Source organism: Bacteroidota bacterium (assembly GCA_038746285.1).
Lineage (GTDB): Bacteria > Bacteroidota > Rhodothermia > Rhodothermales > JANQRZ01 > JANQRZ01.
The window spans coordinates 1-23,854 of record JBCDKT010000055.1; the positions used below are offsets into that span (position 1 = coordinate 1).

Consider the following 23,854-nt stretch of genomic DNA (forward strand, 5'->3'; position numbering starts at 1 on the left):
GCCACCGTCGCCTCACCGGCCTCGGGCAGCGTGAGGGCCACCGTCGCCGCACGCGCCGCCGGGTTTGGGTACACCACGAGCGACGCCTCGCCCGGCGCGGCCCCGTCCTCGGCGCTGCTCGTGCCCTCGGTCACCTCCAGCACGAGCGGCACCTCGACCACATCGCCGCCCGCCTCGAAGACCTGCAACGCCGCGCGGTACTCGCCCACCGGGCGTTGCCCCGGACGGAATGTGAGCGCGACTTCGGTCTCCTCGCCCGCTGCGAGCGCACCCTGCCAGCGTTCCACCACCAGCCAGGCCGGCGGCAGCGGGTGAGCCCGCACCGCAACGACCCCCGTGTTCTGGAACTCCGACCACGGGTAGTACACCACCCCGTTCGGGTCGAGCGTGCTCCGCACCGGCTCCCCGCCGATGTCGCCCGCCTCCGTCCCCGGCAAGGGCTCCACGAGCGGCGTCTCCAACGGCTCCGCTCCCGGCGCGGTGTCCTCGCCGAGCGCGCCGATGACGCCGAGGTGGCGCGGGGGCGTGGGGCCGGGCGGGTTGAGGTAGAGCTCGATGCGTGCGGGCTCGCTGGAGGGCGTGGTGGGAGCGAGAGCGTTGAGGCCGAAGGCGAGCTTGGCTCCGGGATAGGCGGCCGGGCGGACCGGATAGCCGTCGATAAGTTGGCCGGTGGTGTCAGCGGCCCACACGTCGTCGCCCGCGAAGTCGATCCAGTAGAAGCGGCCCTCGGCGTAGCCCAGGCCCTGGGGGAAGCCCGTCTCGTAAGGAGCCGGCGCGCTCTCGGCTACTGGCAACTCAATGCGGCGCCCGGTCGGGATGCCGTCGAGGTCCCCCTCCAGGAGCAGCACTCGCGCGACGGCGAAGAAGCTCTCGTTCTCGCGGTTCATCCACCACAGCCGCCCGGTCTCCGGCACGTAGGCGACACCTTCTGTCACAGCATTGTTGATATCACTGACCCTCGGGTGCTCGAAGTCGCGCACGATCTCCAGCTCCGGCGTGAGCTCGTACGTCTGCACGCGGAACCCGCTCGCCTCGGCGGCGAAGAGCCGTCCGCCGGGTGTCATCGCCAGGCTGTAGGGGTCCCACGAGAGGTCGGTGATCGCGCTCGTGTCGACGAGGGCGAGGGCCTCGCCGTAGGGCCCGCACGCGCCCCCTAGAGCGTCCGCGCTCAGGCGCCTGTCTCCCGCTTCGCCCTCCAGTGGACGCTCAAACGAGAGGCAGTAGCTCAGTACCTCGCCGCCGGTGTTGGTCAGCGTCAGCACCTGCTCTAGCTCCGCGCCCTGGGCGACGGTCACGCGCAGACTCTCCGGCGACGCCGCGAACTGTGCACGCACGCTCCCCGGCAGCACGAGGCTGCCGAGGAGCGCGCAGAGTAACACACGAGCTGTCAGCATGAGGCGAGGCTATTTCACAAGCGTGATCCGCTCAGTCAACGCCTGAGCGTCGCCCGCAGGTCCACCCTCGGCGCGCACGAGGTACACCCCGCTCGGCAAGCCGGCAGCACTAAGCTCGAAGCGGTGCGTCCCACCAGAGAGCGGTCCCGCATGCAGCCGCGCGACTCGGCGACCGAGTACGTCGAAGACCGCGACTGTCGCCTCACCCGCCTCGGGCAACACGAGCGCCACCGTCGCCGCACGCGCCGCCGGGTTCGGGTACACCACGAGCGACGCCGCCGACCCAGACACCTGCGCCGACGCGCCGAGCCCATCAGCCTCCTCACCGAGCAGCGCCCGCAGCGCCGGGCTCATCTCCCGCGCCCCGTCGCCCTCGGCCGCACGCGCCGCGAAGTGCGCCGCCAGGCGCCCCACGCTCGCGCGCTCCTCCGCGTCCGTCTCGCGCTCGGCCAGCGCCGAAGCCCGCTCGGCCGCCTCGGCGTAGGCCCCGGCGCGCGCCAGGAGCACGGCCTCGGTCGTCTCCAGGAGGTGCCCCACCTCGTCCGAGACCACGTAGGGGCCCCACGCCCGGAGGAGCTCCGCCGCCGCGCCCACCTCGCCGCGCCCGAGCGCGCGCACGGCGTCGACGGCGAGGGCCGCCTCGGCCGCCGCCTGCGCCTCCTCCGAGAGGTCCGCCCCGGCCAGCGTTACTTGCAGCGCGCCCAAGAGCACGGCCGTCTCGGCCCACTCGCCGAGGGCGTCTTCGCGGTCGAGGCGGTGGAGCGCGCCGAGGCGCCAGGCCAGCGAGTCGGCCTCGGGCGCCTCCGGGGCCGCCGCCAGCGCCGCGCGCGTCGCCTGGAGGTCGAGCGCGAAGGACTCCGAGAGCCCATCCGAGCGCCCGGCCGTCGCCACGGGCCCGGCCGGTCGGCTCTGCGCGCACGGGTTGGGGTCGTCCGGGGCCGGCGGGAAGACCGGATCGCAGAGGAGCGCGTTCGCCGCGTTGACCGGCCCGGTGAACGCCCCGGCCGGGGGCGCGCCCGGCTCGCCCCAGTAGACGCGCTGGGCGAAGAGCGTAGCCTGCGTGAGGTTCTTGACGAGGCGGAAGCTGCTCGACGCGTCGAAGTCCGGGTCGAAGACCGAGTTCTGGCCAGTCTCGACGGAGTTGCCGAGGAAGGCGGAACTGCCGGTGCGGTAGGCGATCTCGGAGCCGTCGTTCGAGGCGATCCGGTTCTCGCCCGGCGCGTTCGAAGGACTGAGGAAGAGGTCGGTCCCGGTCTGCCCGGCGATCCCGATGCCCCCGTTCCGCACCACGAGGTTGTTCTGGAATCCGAGGTCTTCGCCGACCGCCGAGCTCACGGCGAAGAGCCCGAAGCTGTCGTTGTCGCGCACCTTGGTGCCCTGCATCTCCAGCTCCGCGAAGAACGCCTCGATGCCGCTGCCGCCGTTCTCGTACACGTCGGAGTCGAAGACGCTCAGGTCGCTCGTCGGGCACGTCCCCTCGCAGAGGACGCCGTCGCTAGTGGTCTGCGGCGCATCGGCGAGGATGCCGGTCCCGTTGTCGCGGACCGTGGCGCCGGAGAGGACCGTGCCCCCGGCCGCGCGCACCTCCAGGCCGACCTGGCTGTGGCGGAGCGTGGTCCCCGAGATCGTCGCCGTGCCGGGGTCGAAGACGGCCACAGCCGCGCCGCCGGTGGCCCCCTCGACCGTCCCGCCGGTGAGCGTGAGCGCGCCCGAGGTGCGGATGCCCTCATCGCTGTGCCAAACATCGGAGTCCGTAAGGTCCGCCGTCGCCCCAGCCTCAACCAGGAGGCCGAGGGCCGCGTTCTTGATCATCGTCGTATTCGTCGCCGTAAAGCTCCCGCCCGAGCGGACCTCCACGCCGCCCCAGCCCAGGTCCTCATACGCCTCGTCAAAGATCAGCCCGTCAGCGCTCAGATCGCCGTCCACGGTGAGCTTCTCCGGAAACTTTAACTCTAGATCCGTTACATCCCAGTCCCAGGTGTAGGTATCTGGAACGATCACATCTGCTCCGGGGGCGAAGGTGTAGACCGGCGGCAGGGAGCCGTCGGTGGGTTCACCAAACTCTGGCGGCGTATACGGAACTGGACTCAGGAAGACGCTGTGTGCGGTGTAGACCGGTGAACAGCTGGCTCCTGACTGCGCACAGACGTAGTCGAGGTTGTAGGGCATCACGTAGGTCTCCCCAATGAAGTCCTCGATGAAGCTGCCCGCAACCGGGTCGACGCTGGCGAGCACCTTACTTTCACCGCTCATGCCGTAATAGCGGATGTGGGCGTCCTGGTTGCCTGATCGCGTGCTCCAGAATGGATTGTAGAATGAGTTGGCGGTCGCTGGCTCCGGGTTCTTATAAGCGAAGGAGAAATGCTCGCGGTCCTCCTCAACTTCCGAGTAGTCTTCCACGCGCAGCACGACGCGCATCAAGACGTTCGGCACAGTACAGCTGTAGCCACCCCATTCGCTTGGCGTATTACCGCACGGGTCTTCGAAAGGCGGGTCGACATCTGGACCATCCTGACAGCTTCGGACGCAGCCGGGCGTGTTGATATCGCTCACGTTGAGAGTGAAGTCACAGCCCGGATCATCCTCGTCGGGGAGTACCGTGACCCCGTCGGTTCCTTGGTAGGAGACTAAGGAAGTACCGTCGTCCTGGAAGACCTGGACGAAGATGTCGGAATTGCTCTCGTTCTCAATGCCAAGCTCCGTCCCTCCATCGACAAAGCAGGTCTGTGACCCTTGAGCTAAGGCGACAGGAGGGACTGTGAAAAGGATCGCTATCAGAAGTACCGAATGGAAAGAAGAGAAACGTTGCATGGCGTACCTCGGATTGAGGAGTGGGTGTGTACGGAAGCGCACGGGCAGCGCTGCACTCTCGGCGTGTGAGCGCGACAGCAGCATCGCTCGTGCGGGTCGGCAGTGTGCACAGGGGCGCAGGTGCTCCAACCCAGAGGGCGCTCGGAAGCCGCTGTCTCTGACCCGGCTGGCTCCGTCTGCCACCGCCCCTCGCTCGTTCCCATCGGAACGGGGGGCCGCCGCAGCGACGCACAGCCGGTCACACGCGAGACAGCGCACAGGCGCAGCCACACCACTCGGTCCGGGGTCCACCAAGAGCACGGGCGCGGCAGGAGATGATCGGTCTCGGAGCGCGTATGCTCTGGGAGGCTTGGCGGCCTACAACCTGGAGGACAGCGCACGGTGGACCCGTGCGCGGGGGGACAACCCAGGGGCGATGACTGAACAGCGAACTCTCATGCGGGCAATAAAGGGTGGGAGGGACACAAAGTCAAGAGTGTATGGGCAAAAAATGACTAAGTCTTTTATTGAATAACCAAATTGAGTTTGCTGTACTATGCTGCCTGGTACGGAAAGACTAGTTCTCTGGCAAGTCGAGATTGAGAGGTCGCTCCACCTTGTCATCCCGGACCCCGATCCGGGATCTAAAGCGAGGCGTGGAGATCCTGAACGCGAAGCCTCCCCGCAGGGAACCAAGTTCAGGATGACATACCTGCCAACGTGAGCCTGTCGCAGCGCTAGCCCCCCTCGTCGAGGGGCAGGCAGACCGTGAACACCGTCCGCCCGGGCTCGGACTCCAGGTCGAGCGTGCCGCGGTGCTGCTTGACGACGATCCGCTGCACCACGTCGAGCCCGAGGCCGGTCCCCTCGCCGACGCCCTTTGTGGTGAAAAACGGCTCGAAGATGCGCGACTGGATGTCCTCGGGGACGCCCGCCCCGTCGTCGATCACGGAGACGCAGAGGTACTCCCCCGCCACCTCGGCGGCAACCTCAATCGTGCCCCCTTCGCCGGCGGCGTCGAGCGCGTTGTCGAGGAGGTTGGTCCAGACCTGGTTGAGCGCGCCCGCGTAGGCCGGGATGCGCGGGAGGTCGCTGGGGATCGTGCGGACGAAGCGGACGCCCTGCTTCTTGATCTTGTGCCCGAGCATCGTCACGGTCGAGTCGATGCCGGTCGGCACATCGGTAGCTTCGCAGGCAGGGGCCTGGTCCATGTGCGAGTAGGACTTCACCGAGCCGACGAGGCCCGAGATGCGCGAGGCGGCCGACTCGATCTCGGCCAAGAGGCGGTCGGCAGCGAGGCCGCCCTCGATCCAGCGGAGCACGTCGGGCACGGCCACGTCCGGGATGCCGCCCGCGATGTCGTCCAGGCACCCGGCGGTGAAGCCGGCGTCGACGAGGACCTCGGCCAGGCGCCAGCCGTCGTCCACGCCGAGGGCTTCGAGCCGGTCGGCGAGGTCGTCTTCCTGCTCGCCCCGCTCGACGGTCGAGAGGTCGGGCGCGGGCTTGGCCGTGGCGCGGATGTCGCTGGCCTGGCGGACCTGCTCGGCGGTGACGGCGTGCTGCGTCATCCGGGCGACGAGTTCGGGAAGCTGCGCCACCCGCTCCCCGAGTTCGGCGGCGGAGCGGCGAATGGCGGCGGCGGGGTTGTTCAGCTCGTGGGCGAGGCCGGCCGAGAGCTTGCCAAGGGCCATCATCTTCTCGCGCTGCTGCTGGCTCCGCGTCGCCTCGCGCACCCGGTCGCTCATCAGCGCCACCAAGCGGCGGCCGAGTTCCTCGCTCGTCTCCAGCATCGCCGGGAAGTCTGCCTTCTGGACGACCACCATCCGCACCGGCTCGACGACGAGGCCCGACCCGGTGTAGTGCGTCATCCTCGAGTACGGCAGCACCCCGACGACGCGCCCCGCCTCGAACGTGTCGTAGAGGATCGGCTGCCCGCCCACGTCGAGCACGAGTTGGATCGCCCCGCCGAGGACGATGACCATCGAGTCGGCCTCCTGCCCACTGCGGAAGACCCGCTCGCCGACCGGCACCTCGTAGTAGGTCGCGTGCTCGGCGAGCCAGTCGTACACGGCCTCGGACAGCCCTTCGAACTCGGCGACCTGCCGAATCTCGTCCACTGGTACGGGACCGGCCGAGGTCAGGTTGGCGAGGGGCCGTGCGTCGACGGAGGGTTCCATGAGTTTGGGTGTGGGTGTGGGGGAGGCTGGGCGTGTGGGGGTCTCGGCGGCCGAGGGCTAAGACACTCTCACCCGCTCAGCCCTCGAACGCCCACACTCAGCTACAGCGCGACTTCATCAAGGTAGCACCGGCCCCACGTCTCGCCCGGCTCGACGGAGCGGATGAGGGCGTGGCCGGTCGCGTAGAAGTGCTTCGTGGCGTACTGGTTGGGCGAGTCGCCGCCGCAGCCGACGTGGCCGCAGGCGAAGCAGACCCAGAGCGGTGTGCGAGCACGCCGCATCGGGGGCCGGCTCGAAGCGAATCGCAGCGTCGGTGTCAACGAAGGGCGCGGAGGTTCGCATGGTTCTGGGTATGAACGTGCGAGGGCATGGGAGTGGGTGCGAAAGGCGGAGCGAAGCCACGCCCACACACCCTCTCCCCCACACTCAAGAAGCGGTGATGCCGACGGCGCCGAGCGCGGCGTCGAGTTCTTCGAGCGTTGGGTTCTTCATCTCGCGGTCGCCGACGACGACCATCGGAAACTTGAGCTTGCCTTCGTTCATCGCGCGGGTGGCCTCCTCGGCGGCGGGGTCGGCCTCGACATCGTGGAAGGTGTGGCGGATGCCCTGGCGGTCGAAGTAGGCCCGGAAGCCGGTCGTGAGCGGGCACCACGCCGCGCCGTAGACGGCCGGCACGGGCGCGTCCCGGAGGTCGCCCGAGGCTCCGTCGCCGGAGGCGCGCGAGGCGGACTGGAAGGCGGAGGGGACGCGGACGCCGTCGGGCAGCGCCGTGCCCTGCGCGTCGGTTCCCAACCCTTCGGGTCGGAAGAGGACCGCGGCCTGGGCGAAGGCACCGGACGAGCCGACGAGCTTGACCTCGTCGCCAGCCTGGAGCGTCAGGCCGTCGTCCTCGATCTTCGCCCACGCCCCGTCGCGCTTGAGCATCTTCGCCTCGACGCCGTAGCGCCCGAGGTCGAGCGCGCCGACCGTGGAGCCGGCCGCGGCCGCGCCGTGGAAGACGTGGACGTGCCGGAGGTCCAGGTTGCCGTCGGTGAGGTTGCAGACGAACGGGGCGAGGTCGGCGTCGGCGAGGTCGCGGAGCGCGACGTAGCCGCCCTCGCGCATCGCCTCGACGTGGCCCTCGATCTCCTCGCGGTGGATGCCGTAGTCGCGCAGGATTCCGGCGACGAGCTGGACGACGACCTCGAACTCCTGCGCGATCACCTGGTCGGCCCCGACCTCTTCGAGCGCCTCGGCGTCGGAGAGGTAGCGGGCGCGGGCGAAGACGCGCATCGTCGGGTTCAGCCCGCGCGCGACCTGCACCGTGCGCTCGGCGAGCGCGAGGTCGTCGTCGGCGATGACGAGGGCTTTGGCGCGGTAGACGCGCGCCGCCTCCAGGGTGTGGGCCCGCGCCGGGTGCCCGCGCACGACGGCCAGCCCGTCGGCCTCGGCCTCGTCGGCGCGCGGCGGCGAGAGCGTGACGACGACATGCGGGATGCCGCTCGAGCGCATCACGCGGACGAGCCGCCGCGCGCTCCGCCCGTAGCCCGCCACGATGACGTGGTTCTCGATGTGCGCGTGCTCCTCGGCGAGGCCGGCGGTCTCCTCCGACGCCTCTATCTCGGCCGCCACCTGCGCCTCCTGCTGGTCCTCCATTTTCCGCCCGAGGCGCGTCCCGAGCGTCGCCAGCATCGGGGTCGCGATCATCAGGAGCACCGTCGCCGCGATGAACGTCTGGCTGCCGGTCCCCTCTATGCCGCCCGGGAAGAGGCCGACCTCGCGCCCGGCGCGCTCGAGGACGAACGAGAACTCGCCGACCTGGGCCAAGAGCAGCGCGCTCGCCGCCGAGACGGACATCGAGTAGCCCAGCACCCGCGCCGCGAGGCCGGTGACGAGCACCTTGATGACGAGCACCGCCACCACGGCCCCGAGCACGAGCGGGAGGTTCGAGAGCAGGAACCCCACGTCGAGCAGCATCCCGACCGAGACGAAGAAGGTCGCCGAGAACAGGATCTGGAGCGGCATGATCTCGCCGAAAGCGTGCTCACTGAAGCGCGACTCGCTCACGATCAGCCCCGCGAGGAACGCCCCGAGCGCGACCGAGACGCCCGCGAGGCTCGTCAGCCACGCCGTCCCGAAGCAGAGCGCGATCACGGCGAGCAGGAACAGCTCCTGCGAGCACGTCCGCGCCACGATCTCGAGCACCTTCGGCATCACGCGCCGCGCGACGAGCAGCACGGCCGCGATCACGAGCGCTGCCACGCCGAGCGCCTGCGCGATCTCGAGCGCGCCGCCGCCCGTCCCGGCGAGCATCGGCACGAGGAGCACCATCACGATGATCGCGAGGTCCTGGAAGATGAGGAAGCCGAGCCCGACCTGCCCGTGCGGCTCCTCCATCTCGCCTCGGCTCCCGAGGAGCTTGAGGACAATCGCGGTCGACGAGAGCGCGACGAGGAAGCCGGTGAAGAGTCCCGCCTGCCACGACACCCCGAAGAGCATCAGGAGCCCCATCACCGCCGCGCTCGTCAGCCCGACCTGGAGCCCGCCGCCGCCGAAGATCAGCCGCTGGATCTTCGCCAGCTTCTCGAGGGAGAACTCGATCCCGATCGTGAACAGCAGCAGGATCACCCCGACCTCGGCGAGGGCGTCGACCATCTCCTGGTCTTCGATCAGCCCGAGCGCGTTCGGCCCGATGAGCACGCCGGTCAGGAGGAACCCGACGATCGGCACGAGGCCGAGGCGGTAGCCGGCGTACGCGACGACGGTGCCGGCCACGATGAGGACGGCGACTTCGACGAGGAAGGGCGGGGCGGCAGCGGCGAGGGGCATGGGGTTTTTCGGCGTGGAGAGCGGGGAGGGGAGAGAGGGCAGGGAAGGTTGATTAGGGGAGACCGTCGTGCTCGTCCGCTCCGTTCGTGCCGTTCAGATCGCTGTAGGGAGCCGCATCTTCGCGGACGAGGGTGGACGGGCCGCACCACGGGTCGGGGTGGCGGGCCATCTTCACGAGGCCTGCGGCGATGCGACGGCACGTTGCCGAGAGTGCGTCGTGCTGGCTTTGGTCAAGGTAGCCGCATTCGAGCGCCACGTCGAGCCAGACGCCGGTTTCCTCTGCCTCACCGAGGGCGTCGGTGAGCTTACTCACGAAGTGCCGGGGATAGCGCCGCTTCGCCCACGCTTCGCCGAGGTTGGCCGAGACGCTGCGCGAGGCCCGCCGCGCCTGATCGGTCAGGGCATACCGCTCCGCCTTCGGCCACGCCTTCGAGGCCACGAAAACCTCCTTCCGCAGCTCGACCGCCAACCCGTAAACCCCAAGCTCCTTAAAGTGCATCTCCTTTCCGGTTGAACTGAACGTCTCCTCTACACTCCCTCCCCACCCTCCTTCCCCTCCACGCCCTGAAAACCCTCACAGCGTAGCCAGATGCCGGTGCATAAAGTGAACCGCCACGCTCCCCTCGCCGACGGCGCTGGCGACCCGCTTGACGGACTCGTGCCGCACGTCGCCCGCGACGAAGATGCCGGGGACGTTGGTCTCCAGGAGGTACGGCTCGCGCTCCAGCGGCCAGCCGTCGAGGTGGTGCGCGTTCAGGTCGGGGCCGGTCGGGACGAAGCCGCGCTCGTCGCGGACGACGACGCCGTCGAGCCAGTCGGTGCGCGGCGCGGCCCCGATGAAGACGAAGAGGTAGCGCGTGTCGGCCGGCGTCTCACCGCCTGTCTCGTTGTTCTTCAGGACGAGCCGCTCGAGGTGCTCGCCGCCGCAGACCTCGCCGACTTCGGTGCGCAGCATCACGTCGATCGCCGGGTGCTCCTCGATGCGCTCGACGAGGTACTGGCTCATGCTCTTGCCGAGGTCGTCGCCCCGAATCAGCATCACGACGCGGGCGGCGTACTCGGCGAAGTACATCGCCGCCTGGCCCGCCGAGTTGCCCGCCCCGACGATGTAGACCTCCTCGCCCTTGCAGCTCATCGCCTCGGTCATCGCCGCGCCGTAGTAGACCCCGCGACCCGCGAGGCGGTCGGCCCCCGGCGCAGGCAGCTTGCGCCACGAGACGCCGGTGGCGAGCATCAGGACGTGGCACGAGAGCTCGCTCCCGTCGGAGAGCACGAGGCGCTTGTACGGCCCGTCGACGCGGAGCTGCTCGACCTCCTGCGGCGCGAGGATCTCGACCCCGAAGCGCTCGGCCTGGGTCGTGGCGCGGCGGGCGAGGTCGGCCCCGGAGAGGCCGGACGGGAAGCCGAGGTAGTTCTCGATGCGGCTGCTCGTCCCGGCCTGCCCGCCGGTGGCTTCGCGCTCGATGAGGACTGTGCGCAGCCCCTCGCTCGCGCCGTAGACCGCCGAGGCCAGCCCCGCCGGGCCGCCGCCGACGATGGCGAGGTCGTAGAAGTCGCTGCCCGCGCTCGTCCGCAGGCCGAGCCGCTCGGCGAGGTCGGTCGGGGTCGGCGCTTCGAGCTGGTCGCCCTCGGGGAAGCGGGCGAGCGGAAGCGACACCTCGCCGCCGAGCAGCGCCTGCCCCTCGGCGCTCTCGGCGTCGAGGAACTCGTACGGGACGGCGTTGCGGGCGAGGAAGTCTTTGAGCGCGTGTGTCTCGGCCGACCACCGGCTGCCGACGAGGCGGACGCCGCCGTAGCCAGGCCGGTAGCCCGCCTGCCAGTCGCCGAGGAGGTCGTCGAGGACGGGGTAGAGCCGCTCCTCGGGCGGGTCCCACGGCTTGAGGAGGTAGTAGTCGACGTGGGACTGGTTGATCGCCGAGATCGCCGCCTCGGTGTCGGCGTAGGCCGTGAGGAGCGCCCGCTTGCTACGCGGGTAGCGCTTCATCGCCTCGGAGAGAAACCCGACGCCGTCCATCCTCGGCATCCGCTGGTCCGAGAGCAGGAGCGCGACGGGGTCGCCGCGCTCCTTCAGTTCGTCGAGCGCCGCGAGGGCCTCGTCGCCGGAGGCGGCGCGGAGGACGCGGTAGTCTTTGCCGTAGCGGCGGCGGAGGTCGCGGGCAATCGCGCGGAGGACATCCGGGTCGTCGTCGACGACGAGAACAGCAGGTTTGGACATGGCGGCGGCTAGCGGGTGAATCTGCGCCGGGGCGCGGGGCTCCTCCAACGCCCAAGGCCTCGATTGGCTCCGGCTTCGGCGTGGCAGGCCGCGAGCCTCAAAGCCAGCCGGCGACAGTATTTCTGGCACCCTGCGGAGCCTGGCCCGCACCGCTACGTTGGAGGGGCCGTACGCACCTCTCCTCTATGCCCCTCTGGACCAAACGACTCCTCTTCCTGCTCGTCGGGCTGGTGCTCGTGGGCCTCTTGGCCTGGCCGAAGCTGGGCGGTGCCGGCGACGAGACCGGACCTGCTGCCGGCAGCGGCCCCCCGACGGCCGACGTGACCGCCTACATCGCCGAGGCGACCCCGATGCGTGACCGCATCCGCGCCACCGGCAGCCTGCAAGCCGACGAGGCCGTCGACCTCGCCGCCGAGGCGTCGGGACGGGTGACGGACATCCTCTTTCGCGAGGGAAGCCGCGTCGGCGCGGGCCAGCTCCTGCTGCGGATCAACAGCGCCGAGTTGCGGGCGCAGCGCGAGCGCGTCCGTACCCAGATCGACCTCGCCACGACGCGCGAGGGCCGGCAGCGCAGGCTGCTCGAGATCGGCGGCGTCAGCCAGGACGAGTACGACGGCGCGCTCGGCGAGCTGAATGTGCTCCGCGCCGAGCTGGCGCTCATCGACGCGCAGATCGCCCGGACCGAGGTGCGCGCCCCGTTCGGCGGGGTGATCGGGCTGCGCTACGTGAGCGAGGGCGCGTTCGTCTCGCCCCAGACGCGGATCGCCTCGCTCCAGCGCCTCAGCCCGATGAAGCTGGAGTTCTCCGTCCCCGAGCGCTACGCCGGGGAGGTCGCGCTCGGCGACGCCGTGCGGTTCACCGTCGCCGGGGCGGAGGCGCCGGCCCGCGCCGAGGTCTACGCCGTCGAGCCGCGCGTGGACCTCGCCACGCGGACGCTCCAGATCCGCGCCCGCGTCCCCAACCCCGAAGGCACGCTCCTCCCCGGCGCCTTCGCCGACATCGAACTCCTGCTTGGCGAGATCCCCGACGCCGTCCCCGTCCCCGCGATGGCCGTGATCTCCGAGATGGGCGGGCGGCGCGTGTGGACGGTCGAGGGCGGCAAGGCGCGGCCCCACCTCGTCGAGACCGGCATCCGCACCGAGCAGGCCGTGCAGATCGTCACCGGCATCGCCCCCGGCGACAGCGTGATCACGAGCGGCCTCCAGGCGATCCGCGCCGGCCAGCCCGTCCGCGTCACCGGCACCGACCCCACGATTGACGCCGCCTCCCCACCCCGCGCCACGATACCCATTCGCTGACTGAGTGATTCCCCGATTGGGTGATTTGCTCTCACAGTCAGCCAATCAGCTAATCACCCAGTCGCCCAATTACCCGATGACGCTCTACGCGCTCTCCATCCGGCGGCCTGTCTTGGCGACGGTCTTCTCGCTCGCCATCGTGCTGTTCGGGGCGCTCGGGTTCTCCTCGCTCGGCGTGCGCGAGTACCCGGCCGTCGACCCGCCCGTGATCTCGGTCTCGACGAGCTACCGCGGGGCGAACGCCGACGTGATCGACGCCCAGATCACCGAGCCGCTGGAGGAGCAGATCAACGGCATCGACGGCATCCGCACCCTGACGTCGCAGTCGAGCGACGGGTCGAGCAACATCCGGGTCGAGTTCGACCTCGGGACCGACCTCGAGCGCGCGGCCAACGACGTGCGCGACCGCGTCAGCCGCGCCGTCGGCAACCTCCCGCCCGACGCCGACCCGCCGCGCGTGGCGAAGTCCGACGCCGACGGCGACCCCATCGTGTTCCTCAACATCGCCAGCGACGAGCGCAGCCTGCTCGAACTCTCGGACCTCGCGGAGAACCTGTTCAAGGAGCGGCTCCAGACCATCTCCGGCGTGGCGAGCGTGGACATCTGGGGCGAGAAGCGCTACGCGATGCGCCTCTGGCTCGACCCCGCCCGCCTCGCCGCCTACCAGCTCACCCCGCTCGACGTGCAGCAGGCGCTCGGCGCGCAGAACGTGGAGCTGCCGACGGGCCAGATCGAGGGCGAGAGCATCGCCCTCACGGTGCGGACGATGGGGCGCCTCCAGACCGTCGAGGAGTTCGAGAACCTGATCGTCAAGCGCACCGGCGACCAGCTCGTCCGCCTCGGCGACGTGGGCCGCGCCGAACTCGGGGCCGAGAACGAGCGGACCGTCCTCCGGCGCGACGGCACGCCGATGGTCGGGGTCGTACTGCGCCCGCTGCCGGGGGCCAACTACATCGCCATCGCCGACGCCTTCTACGAGCGCCTCGGGCCGATCCGCGCCGACATGCCGGCCGACCTCCGCCTCGGCATCGGGTTCGACCAGACGACCCAGATCCGCAACTCCATCGACGAGGTGCAGCAGACCATCTTCCTCGCGCTCGGCCTCGTGATCCTCGTCATCTTCCTCTTCCTCCGCGACTGGCGCACGACGCTCGTCCCCATCATCGTCATCCCGATTGCGCTCGTCGGGTCGTTCGCGGTGATGTGGCTCTTCGGGTTCTCGGTCAACATCCTGACGCTGCTCGCCCTCGTGCTGGCCATCGGCCTCGTCGTGGACGACGCGATCGTGGTGCTGGAGAACATCTACGCCAAGATCGAGGAGGGCGACGACCCGGTCCCGGCGGGCATCCGGGGGACGAAAGAAATCTTCTTCGCCGTCATCGCGACCTCGCTCGCCCTCGTCTCGGTGCTTCTCCCGATCCTGTTCCTCGATGGGCTGGTCGGGCGGCTCTTCCGCGAGTTCGGCCTCGTGCTGATGGGCGCGGTCGTGATCTCGTCGTTCGTCGCGCTCACGCTCACGCCGATGCTGGCGACGAAGCTCCTCAAGAAGCGCGAGACCCAGCCGTGGCTCTACCGCAAAACCGAGCCGTTTTTCGAGCGGCTGACCGAAGGGTACCGGCGCTCGCTCGGTGCGTTCGTGGCGCGGCGGTGGGCGGCCCCAGCGGCGATGGCGGTGAGCGTGCTCCTCGTCGCGGTGCTCTTCCGGGCGCTGCCGTCGGAGCTAGCCCCCCTCGAGGACCGCAGCAGCCTCCGCGCCTTTGCGACGGCCCCCGAGGGCGCGACGTTCGACTACATGGAGCGCTACGTGGGCCGGCTGATCGGGGTTGTGGAGGACGAGGTGCCGGAGGTGAGCGCGCTCATCACGGTCACCTCGCCCGGCTTCGGCGGGCGCTCGACGAACTCGGCGTTCGCCCGGATCAGCCTCGTCCCGCCGTCCGAGCGCGCGCGCTCGCAGCAGGAGATCGCCGACGCCCTCGCCGCAGCCGCCAGCGGCCTCACCGACGCCCGCACGTTCGTCTCGCAGGAGCCGACGATCCAGGTCGGGCGCGGCGGCGGGCTGCCGGTGCAGTACGTCCTCCAGGCCCCGAACTTCGAGGCCCTCGAAGCCACGCTGCCGGTGTTCATGGAGCGCGCCCGGCAGCAGGAGGCGTTCGCGTTCGTAGACGTGAACCTCAAGTTCACCAAGCCCGAGCTGCGCGTCGACATCGACCGGGCGCGGGCGGAGAAGGTGGGCGTGAGCGTGCGCGACGTGGCGCAGACGCTCCAACTCGCGCTCTCGGAGAGCCGCCTCGGGTTCTTCGTCCGCAACGGGCAGCAGTACCAGGTCATCTCCCAGGTCGAGCGCGGCGACCGCAACGAGACGCTCGACCTGACGAACCTCTACGTCCGCGCCGCGAGCGGCGAGCCGGTCCCGCTCGACGGGCTCGTGTCGGTGACCGAGGAGAGCACGCCGCCCCAGCTCTACCGCTACAACCGGTTCGTCTCGGCGACGGTCAGCGCCGCCCTCGCCCCCGGCGTGACGCTCGAAGAAGGCCTCATCGCGATGGACGCCGTCGCCGCCGAGGTGCTACCGGCGTCCTTTGCGACGACGCTGGCGGGCGAGAGCCGCGACTTCCGCGAAAGCTCGGGCAGCGTGTTCTTCGTCTTCCTCCTCGCCCTGCTGCTGATCTACCTCGTCCTGGCGGCGCAGTTCGAGAGCTTCCGCGACCCGTTCACGATCCTCCTCACCGTCCCGCTCGCCCTCACCGGGGCCCTCCTCTTTCTGTGGTACTTCAACCAGTCGCTCAACATTTTTAGCCAGATCGGAACGGTGATGCTCGTCGGCCTCGTGACGAAGAACGCAATCCTGATCGTCGAGTTTGCGAACCAGCGCCGGGCGGCGGGGCGGACGAAGGAGGAGGCCGCGCTCGACGCCGCCGCGGCGCGCTTCCGCCCGATCCTGATGACGGCGGCCTCGACCGTCCTCGGCACGCTGCCGATTGCGCTCGCGCTCGGGGCCGGGGCCTCCAGCCGGATGCCGATGGGCATCGCCATCATCGGCGGCCTTGTCGTCGGGACGGCACTGACGCTGTACGTGATCCCGGCCGTCTACCCGTACCTCACGCGGAGCGAGCTCGCCCCGGTGCTCGAGGAGACCTACGCTGGCGACGGTGCCGCGGACGCTGCCGAGGCTCTGCCGAGCACGCAACCAACAGCTTCATGAGCGACCTCCCGTCTCTCAAAGCTGGTGGTGGATGGTATGCATGTGACCACCAACGCTCCCGCTTTTGCGACGCCGCCTTCGATACGACTCAACTCCCAAAGACCACTCATCCCGGACTCCGATCCGGGACCCACCGGCCAGCATTTCTCTGGGTCCCCGCCTGCGCGGGGATGACGAGTATCGGAGTTGGGAGCCCGGGGTCGCGTACGCCCGCGAGCACCTTCTCCTGCCAGCCCTCTGAGGGGGACCACCTGGCGAGGCGCGGAGCGAAGCGACGACAAGCCAGGTTGAGTCTCACCACCCTCCTCTTCCTGCTTTTCCTCGCGGCTCCCGCGTTGGCGCAGGTGCCGCAGGACACGCTCCCGCTCCTCACCCCGGACGAGGTCGCGGCGCGCGTGCTGGCGCAGAACCCGACGGTCCTCGTGGCCCGGCTGGAACGGGCGATTGCCGAGCGCGACGCCACGCTCGGCAACGCGGGCTTCCTGCCGACGCTGAGCCTCGACGCGACGCAGCGACGCGTGCCGACGCGCCCCGACCTCAGCTTTCGGACTGATAACTACCTCCTCGACGCCTCGGCGAACGCGCGCGTGACGGTGTTCGAGGGGCTGGCGCGGTTCGCCCGGTACCGGGGCCTCCAGGCCCAGGCCCGCGCCCGCGCCTTCGACGCCGAGGCCACGGCGGAGCGCGTGCTGGCCGACGCGCTCGTGACCTACTACGACGTGGCGCGGCAGCAGGAGCAGCTTCGCGTGCTGCGCGAGGCCGTCGCCCTCTCCGACGAGCGTCTCCGCATCGCCGACGGACGGCGGACGGTCGGGGCGGCGTCCGAACTCGAAGTGCGCCGTGCGCTCGTGGACCTCAACGCCGACCGGGCGGCCCTGCTCCGGCAGGAAAACGTCCTCACCCAGAGTAAGGCGTTCCTCGCCCAACTCCTCGACCGCCCCGGCGCGGCCTTCCGCGTGGCCGATTCCATCGCGGTCGACAGAGCCCTCGCGCTCGCCGCGCTCGAGGACGCAGCCCTCGCCTCCTCCCCCGACCTACGCGCAGCCGAAGCCAGCGTCGAAGCCTCGGAGGAAACCCGCACCGCCGTCCGCCGCGAGCTATGGCCCCGGCTGGACCTCACGGCAGGCTACGCGCTGAGCGACGTCACCGACCCGCTGCTCCCTCCGGCCCAGGCCGGCGGCTTCTCCTACGGCTTCACGGCCACCTTCGACCTCTTCGACGCCAACGACCGCCGCCGCCGCCTCGGCAACGCTGATCTCCGCACGCAGCAGCAGGAGGCCCTCCTCGGGCAGGCGCGGACGGCGCTCCTGACCTCGCTGGCAAGCACGCACACCGTCTACCGGCGCAGCCTCGCGCTCGTTGCGCTCGAAGAGGAAAACGTCGAGGCCGCACGGCAGAACGTGACCGTCGCGCTGGAGCGGTTCCGGCTCGGGGTGAGCACCTCGCTGGAACTGCGCGAGGTGCAGCGCGCGCTGACCGACACGCAGAGCCGGCGGGCGGCGGCGCGGTTCGAGGCCAAGCAGGCCGAGATCGAACTGCGGACGCTCAGCAGTGGCCTCCTCCCCCGTTGATCCGTGGTACTGCCAGACATCCAGCATGAAGAGCCGGTAGAACGGTCGTGGTCTGGTTGCTCCGTCGGCCCGGCTTTGTATATTGCGGTCCCCTGGGGCTATAGCTCAGTTGGTAGAGCGCTGCCCTCGCATGGCAGAGGTCAGGGGTTCGAATCCCCTTAGCTCCACAGCCCAGAGGCCGCCAGAAACGCATTCTGGTGGCCTTTCTTGCTCTTAGTCAGTAAGGGCGGAAAAGCTGATGTGGCGAGGAGTGGCACCGAGTGGCACAAATCCAGCACATGGGCGGCACACGGTCTCCTCCTGCTCACGCTGGAAGGGCTGGCGGTTGCGCCATAGCCATAGTACCCGCTGGCGGAGACCTCCAGCACACGGCACATCTTAGCGATGGGACGGGTAGCTTGGCGGGCTGTCACGAACTCGAAGGTTGGAGTTACCCCGGTTCGTTGGACAGTTGAGGACTTGAGTACGCTGTAGCAGCGAGGTGCCGCCGCTCGTACTCTACCGACGAAGTATATGCTAGCGCCGAGTGACGCCGACGCGGGTTGTACCACCCATCGATGAACGAGAACACTGCCATCCGCGCCTCCGCCTTCGTGGCGAACCGACGGCGCTCGATGAGCTCGCACTCCAGCGTGGCGAAGAAGCTCTCGCATATCGCATTGCCGTAGCAGTCGCCCCGCGATCCAGTGGAGGGGCGCACGCCTGCCTCACGGCAGCGTTGCCCGCAGGCGACCGAGGTGTACTGGCTGCCCTGGTCGGAGTGATGGATCACGTCGATCGCCTCGCGCTGCGCGACCCCCATGTCGAGGGCCGCAAGCACGAGGTCGGTGTGGAGGTGCCCCGCCATCGACTATCCGACGATGCGGCGACTGAAGGCGTCCCTTGCGACCGCGAGGTAGAGGAAGCCGCTCCCGGTCGGCACGTAGGTGCCCGCCCGCCTCGGCGGGGCGGGGTCGGCCACCCAGAGCCGATCGGGGGCGCTTGCGCTGAAGTCGCGCTCCACGAGGTCCAGCGGAGAGGCCCGTCCACGCGAGCGTCGCGTCGTGACGGTGCCGCGACGGCGGCTGACGCCCTGCAAGCCCGCCTGACCCATGAGCCGGGCGACGCACTTGCGACCGACATAGATGCCCTGCGCGCGCAGCTCGGCGTGGACGCGAGGAGCGCCGTAGGTCCCGAATGACGCCTCGTAGATCGCCCGGATACGCTCGGTCAAAGCGCCATCCGCGTGCGCTCCGACGGCGGACGCTCACGCCACGCATAGTAGCCGCTGGTGAAGACCTCCAGCAGGCGGCACATCGTGGCGACGGGATATGTGGCCTGGTGCGCGCTCACAAACTCAAAGGTAGCGAGTCGGTCTCCCGCGCGAACGGTGCGCCGGTCGCGGCCCAGGCGGCGGCCTTTGAGAGGATTTCGCGCTCTAGCTTGAGTTGGCGGTTCTCCTTGCGGAGGCGGCGAAGCTCTTCGTACTCGGCGGTCCCAATCCGTCGGCTCGGCGACCGATGTCACGGTCGGCCTGCTTGAGCCAGGCGTAGATGGTCGGCTCGAACTCGCGGGCGAGCTCGGGAACGGAGCGCTCGGCACGAGCGAGGGCGATGATCTGGGCCTTGAACTCGGTCGGAAAGGCGGTCGCTTGCGTGGCATGACGATCTCGGTTGGTCAAGTGGAAGATCGTCCACCAAAGCGGGTCAACTCCAATCAAGCTGAAGCTGCTGCACTATAATATGCGTCAGGCCAGGCTAGTCTCCGCCTGAACCCGATACCCGGGTTAACTAACTGTCCAGAAAAGTAGGGTCAGATCAAACAATATCTCTGTAAGTACTCACGCGCCATGATACAGCCCAGCCACTATGCGTTTACTCCACTCTTACAAGGAAGAGAGTTCAGAATTCATCGGATCTAATTAACTCCACACCCTACTGATCGGATTCTCCGAAAGGCGACCCGAACATGTTCTTCGGTAATATGAGCGGTCGGGTCTAAAGAGAAATCGACATTGTCCTCACCAATACACTGATAGATCAAATCCCAGAACTGACTCTTTTGGCTGTTGTAGTGGCTCCTCGCTGTTGGTCCGGTGAAATATTCAAGTCTCCTATTCGCAGCCGTCATAGGCAATCCGTAATGCAGAACTTGTTCAAGGTAATCGCGAGTGCCCTCCGCTCCGGTAGATACCGTTAAAGGTCTTGATGCCATTTGGTGCCAGTCGATGCGAAGAGTCGCCTCAGACCGGTCCTGCATGGAGGTATGGTGCAAGTGCTCCAAGAATAGCAGCACCTCGGTGGCCGTCCGTCTTATGACACGACTGTCAGGACTTGTGAAGGGCACAGACTCTGTCCATCGCACATAATCAATAACGAAGCGCTCCGTCCATTCTCGGAGACCAAGGCTATCTACGTCTGATGCTTTCAGAAAGGCCAGCAGCTTTATCATTGCCTTGGGCCTCTCCCAACTTGGCATCTGCCCGTCTCTCTCGAAGTCTGTGATGACTACGTCGTATATCGCCTTTTCGTCATACTGGTCTAGAATAGCACCAACTTGATCGGCTAATGAATCTGCGATCGGGCGCTGATTGCGAGACAACTCAAACAACAGAGTGTTTGCGATCTCGAGGTCGCTATGTCCCGATGCTCGTAGTCCTGCCGACTGCCTTCCGCTGGCTGAGTACTTCGCGAAGGAAGATTCTCCTAATGCGTGAATCTGGTCTGCTACCACATGTGCTTCCGCAATTGGCTGCACATTGACACGGTCACCTAAATAACCTCTGCTCTCATCAAGTGTAGTATGTGCACTTTCAACATCGGGCATGCTACCCGAAGCATCTAAACCATCAGGCCCACCATCATTATCACCCAGTTCGGATAGCACGTCATCACTACGAGTCAGTGCTACGGACCTAAACCCCAAGCATCTCCAACTCCACTCTATTTCAGCGATCGGCACCTCCCTATCTTGTCCATAGATTAGTAGATCGTCGGCCATAGTCCACTGGAAGCGTTTAATAGGAGGTGATTCAGTAGGTCCTCCGCTAGAGCTTGGCATACTCAGAAACCCACCTCTAAGCTCAGACTCTGGTAAACTGACGGGATGAAGCATAAACATTAGTCCTAGAAGCAAACATGAAACTGCCCAAAACACCCAGTATTTCAAGCCACCATTTCTCTGACTTAGTGCCTTATTAGCATCGCTGACCTCAGGAGCAACATACAACTCTGGGTAGCGCAAGATAGTCGCCAGGGACCTCAAGCTTCTTGAAGTCCCGGAGATCTTGATTCCGAAGAATGCCATCATAGACAACAAAACCGCATTGATTTTCCCCTGAGATAGATACGATGTCCAAGCTCCTCTGAACACATCGTCGTTGAAATTGGCATTCCATGTCCATATTGCCATAATCACTAGAAAGAAAAACAGTAATGAATATTTCATAAGCGGATGCGGATCCTTTCTTTTTATCGCACTAACCTGAATACACTTGTCGACATCATCATTCCCGGGCCACCACTTGAGTAAGAACTCAAAGCAAATCTCAGCACCATTTATATACATTGCAAGGTCAATGTATATGTCACAACTATTGTCATTTGTATTATCAGCGTGCGACCTAGGATCGTTTATTGAAAACTTAAATATGAGAGGATTACCGTCTCCTGACATACTCTTCAATATGACTGGAGTATCAATTGCTCCTGGCTTGTCGATCGGAAGCACTTCACAGTTCCCCGCTGTGGTTTCGCCCCGAGGCCTGGCTCTGTAACCGTTGAGACGATAAAGTTCCTCCGTGTCTAACGTAAAGAAAACCGGAATACATACCTCGAGACAGTCGTTACTTTCATGGTATGAGCCTTTTATTTTCTTATATTCTATTGATATTTTCATGATTCGCTTATTAGCTCTACTTCTATCACCATGACGTGCCTAGCCTTCTCTTGACGTTTGCAGACTGCTCCCAAAATTAGCGACCAGTCTCAATAGGGCGAGCACATTGCCGGTAGCCTCGCCTTCGAAGTCACGCCCGAGGGTCAGGGAGATGTTGCGATTCGGTGCAGCAGCATAGGTGACCTCGCCTGCTACTCGGTACCGATCATCCATGCCGTCCTCTATACCTAAGCGGTAGACGCCTTCTCCCGATAGCGATAGTTTGCCGTTCGACGCATCCCAGATCAGGCGCCCTCCGAGATCCAGAGCAGACCCATCTACTCCTGACCCAACTAGCTCTCCCTCCCGTAGATAGCGGACTACACCTAGCACGGAGCCGGAGCGGCCGGCATAGCCAGCCGTCATCCAGGCTCCCCATCGGTAGGTCTCTATGGAGTCGAAGTCGTCTCGGGGAAAGACCGCTGACCACCCGCCAGCGACATCTGCGACGAATCCGAGGCGGCGCTCAGGCAAACTGCCTATCGCTTCGGCGGCACCTGCCTTGTCTTCGATCTTCAGTTCACGCAAGAGCTCCGCAGTACGCTTCTGTCTCGACTGCGCGATCTCCTGCAGCTTCTCCGGGTCGGCAGCGAACTCTCTTCTCAAGCTGTCGAGCCGTTGTATCTCGGCATCATTCCTCATCGCTTCCTGGTGACGAGTCGTGACGTCTGCGTTGAACCGAGCGAGCGCAGCGAACGCGGAGTCACGCCGGGCGCCGTAGTTGTCATAGTCTTGGTCGATGCCTCCGGTCGCGAGTGAGAATCGCCCCCCCAAGGCGATGGCTGTAGTGGGATCGCCTTCCATGAGTTCCAAGCGGCTCGTCGCGGCAGAAACGGAGAAAGTGCGACGGAAGGCCTCGAATCCGGTAGCACCGTCCTCGTAGCTTGCGTAGTCTAGGTCTGGTATACCGCCGAGCCAGAACGGAGATACCTGCACCGCGAACTCGTCCAGCAGGCCACCGTCTGCGGCGCTCGATATGAGCGAGACGGCGAGAGCTTGGACTGTGCCAGGGCGCTCTACTGCGCTGGGAGCACCGCCGAGCAAGATGAAACCGGGAGCATCAGGGACGCGGAGGACATCGACTGTCACCGTGGTATCGACTCCACCGACCTGTGCGTGGGCCCCGCTAGACAGGGCCAGACTCGTGAGGTAGGCTGCGAGGTAGACTCCTACTGCGGCAAAGCGTCGTATTCGTCTCATGACGGCATTATCGAGAACCAGGAGGATGGGTCGGGAGGAAGCGGTGGCCCTAAGGCAGATACAGAAACAGATCGGCGAAGAACATGTCGATGGCAGAATCGGGAGGGTCCTCCACCAGCGTCTCCTCCCAGGGCGACACGCCGCCGGTCAACCCGTAATCGACCCGATTGGGCACATCGCTCTGCGGACCTCTCACGGTGGTGTAGCACTGGACGCTCGTCGCATGCAGGTTCGCGCTCGGGCCTAGATCGAGCGACAGGTCACCTTCGTGACCCTCGACGATCAACTCCCCGTCGATGACGACATCCGTGGCGGCGAGGCCCGCCGAACCGATCCTGATGTCTAGCTGGACATTCTGGTCGGGGTCCAACGGGTACAGGAGGGACGTGGTGCTTAGCATCGGAGTCGCCGGTTTAGATGACGGAAAGCCCGTAGCCACCGGCACTCGCCTCCGACACACCACCCTCCACGAACCCGACCGACAGGCTACAGCGAGAAGCGTAGCTCTACCCTTTAGACACGCAGTTCTATGATACGTAACGCATAGTGATAAAAATAGTCACCTCGTAACAGCGAGCAAATAGGGGCGACCATATTGACCTGACCCCAGTAGCGCAGACACTCGGTTAAGGGTTACCCTCCCTCAAACCCAGTGATCCATGCCCGCTTCCAGACGCTCGTTCTCGCCTGACTACAAGCGCGAGGCCGTCCGCCCCGCCGACGAACACAAGCCAGGCTGCCCGCGACCTCGGCATCGCCGCGAACCTCATCCACCGCTGGCGACGCCAACTCCGCGACGACGGCCACCGCGCCTTTCCCGGCAACGGCAACCCGCGTGACGAGGAGATGGCTCGGCTCAAGCGTGAGCTGACGCGAGCGCGCCAGGAGAACGCGATCCTAAAAAAGGCAGTCGGTATCGTCAGCTCACGCCCTCTCTGAGGTACCGCATCGTGGAAGAGCACCAAGGGTCTTACAACGTCCGAGCTAAGTGCGAGGCGCTGGGTGTGTCACCGAGCGGCTACTACGCGTGGCGCTCGCGGCCCGAGAGTGACCGAGCGCAGGCCGACCGCCGCCTGCTCGTCGAGGTCCGGGCGGTCCACCGCGAAAGCGGCGGCACCTACGGCGCGCTCCGCGTCCACGCCGAACTCAAGGCGTGGCAGCGGTTCTACAACGAGGTCCGGCCCCACGGCGGGATCGGAGGCCGCCCGCCGCTGGCCCAGTACCGCCGAGCCGCCGACCGGGTACCGACACGGTCCGCCGTCGCCGCGGACTACGACCCGAGCC

The 23,854-nt window shown here is 66.8% G+C and carries 14 protein-coding genes, 1 tRNA gene and 1 pseudogene; 5 read left to right on the forward strand and 11 right to left on the reverse strand.

Features of this window, described 5'->3' with window-relative positions; genetic code table 11:
- From AAGI91_14700 to AAGI91_14730, 7 genes are all read right to left on the reverse strand, one after another.
- Window positions 1–1,394, reverse strand: a 1,394-nt coding sequence (locus AAGI91_14700) for a hypothetical protein (protein ID MEM1043863.1), incomplete at its 3' end; no start/stop codon positions are given.
- A gap of 9 nt (window positions 1,395–1,403) precedes the next feature.
- Window positions 1,404–3,827, reverse strand: coding sequence for a right-handed parallel beta-helix repeat-containing protein (locus tag AAGI91_14705; GenBank protein MEM1043864.1), 2,424 nt, complete (start codon window positions 3,825–3,827; stop codon window positions 1,404–1,406).
- A gap of 1,094 nt (window positions 3,828–4,921) precedes the next feature.
- Entirely contained in the window at window positions 4,922–6,361 is a 1,440-nt protein-coding gene (locus AAGI91_14710) for an ATP-binding protein (GenBank protein MEM1043865.1), read from the reverse strand.
- A 101-nt stretch (window positions 6,362–6,462) separates the two neighbouring features.
- Complete coding sequence (locus AAGI91_14715; GenBank protein MEM1043866.1) at window positions 6,463–6,642, reverse strand: UBP-type zinc finger domain-containing protein; 180 nt, start codon at window positions 6,640–6,642, stop codon at window positions 6,463–6,465.
- 145 nt (window positions 6,643–6,787) lie between these two features.
- Window positions 6,788–9,169 carry a cation:proton antiporter gene (locus AAGI91_14720; protein ID MEM1043867.1) on the reverse strand — a complete coding sequence of 794 codons (2,382 nt, stop codon included), beginning with the start codon at window positions 9,167–9,169 and terminating at the stop codon, window positions 6,788–6,790.
- Window positions 9,170–9,221: 52 nt separating this feature from the next.
- Window positions 9,222–9,668: a four helix bundle protein gene (locus AAGI91_14725; protein MEM1043868.1), complete on the reverse strand. Its 447-nt coding sequence runs from the start codon at window positions 9,666–9,668 to the stop codon at window positions 9,222–9,224.
- Between the two features lie 75 nt (window positions 9,669–9,743).
- Entirely contained in the window at window positions 9,744–11,384 is a 1,641-nt protein-coding gene (locus tag AAGI91_14730; protein MEM1043869.1) for an FAD-dependent oxidoreductase, read from the reverse strand.
- Between the two features lie 185 nt (window positions 11,385–11,569).
- On the opposite strand from AAGI91_14730, the gene AAGI91_14735 reads away from it, so the two are divergent.
- The 4 genes from AAGI91_14735 (at window position 11,570) to AAGI91_14750 (ending at window position 17,622) form a co-directional block, all read left to right on the forward strand.
- Complete coding sequence (locus tag AAGI91_14735; protein MEM1043870.1) at window positions 11,570–12,682, forward strand: efflux RND transporter periplasmic adaptor subunit; 1,113 nt, start codon at window positions 11,570–11,572, stop codon at window positions 12,680–12,682.
- Between the two features lie 76 nt (window positions 12,683–12,758).
- Window positions 12,759–15,884, forward strand: a complete 3,126-nt coding sequence (locus AAGI91_14740; protein ID MEM1043871.1) for an efflux RND transporter permease subunit — start codon at window positions 12,759–12,761, stop codon at window positions 15,882–15,884.
- Window positions 15,885–16,171: 287 nt separating this feature from the next.
- Window positions 16,172–17,455 carry a TolC family protein gene (locus AAGI91_14745; GenBank protein MEM1043872.1) on the forward strand — a complete coding sequence of 428 codons (1,284 nt, stop codon included), beginning with the start codon at window positions 16,172–16,174 and terminating at the stop codon, window positions 17,453–17,455.
- Window positions 17,456–17,549: 94 nt separating this feature from the next.
- Window positions 17,550–17,622 (forward strand) — tRNA-Ala (locus AAGI91_14750).
- Window positions 17,623–17,885: 263 nt separating this feature from the next.
- Here AAGI91_14750 and AAGI91_14755 read toward each other — a convergent pair.
- The 4 genes and pseudogenes from AAGI91_14755 to AAGI91_14770 all read right to left on the reverse strand — a co-directional run bounded on the left by AAGI91_14755 (window position 17,886) and on the right by AAGI91_14770 (window position 22,940).
- Window positions 17,886–19,096: pseudogene (locus tag AAGI91_14755) on the reverse strand (IS3 family transposase).
- Window positions 19,097–19,351: 255 nt separating this feature from the next.
- Window positions 19,352–21,331 (reverse strand): hypothetical protein, encoded by a 1,980-nt coding sequence (locus AAGI91_14760; GenBank protein ID MEM1043873.1) that lies wholly within the window; start codon window positions 21,329–21,331, stop codon window positions 19,352–19,354.
- A 39-nt stretch (window positions 21,332–21,370) separates the two neighbouring features.
- Complete coding sequence (locus tag AAGI91_14765) at window positions 21,371–22,459, reverse strand: hypothetical protein (protein ID MEM1043874.1); 1,089 nt, start codon at window positions 22,457–22,459, stop codon at window positions 21,371–21,373.
- 160 nt (window positions 22,460–22,619) lie between these two features.
- Complete coding sequence (locus AAGI91_14770; GenBank protein MEM1043875.1) at window positions 22,620–22,940, reverse strand: hypothetical protein; 321 nt, start codon at window positions 22,938–22,940, stop codon at window positions 22,620–22,622.
- Between the two features lie 580 nt (window positions 22,941–23,520).
- Here AAGI91_14770 and AAGI91_14775 point away from each other — a divergent pair.
- Window positions 23,521–23,854 (forward strand): integrase core domain-containing protein (locus AAGI91_14775; protein ID MEM1043876.1); only part of this gene is annotated, 334 nt, incomplete at its 3' end.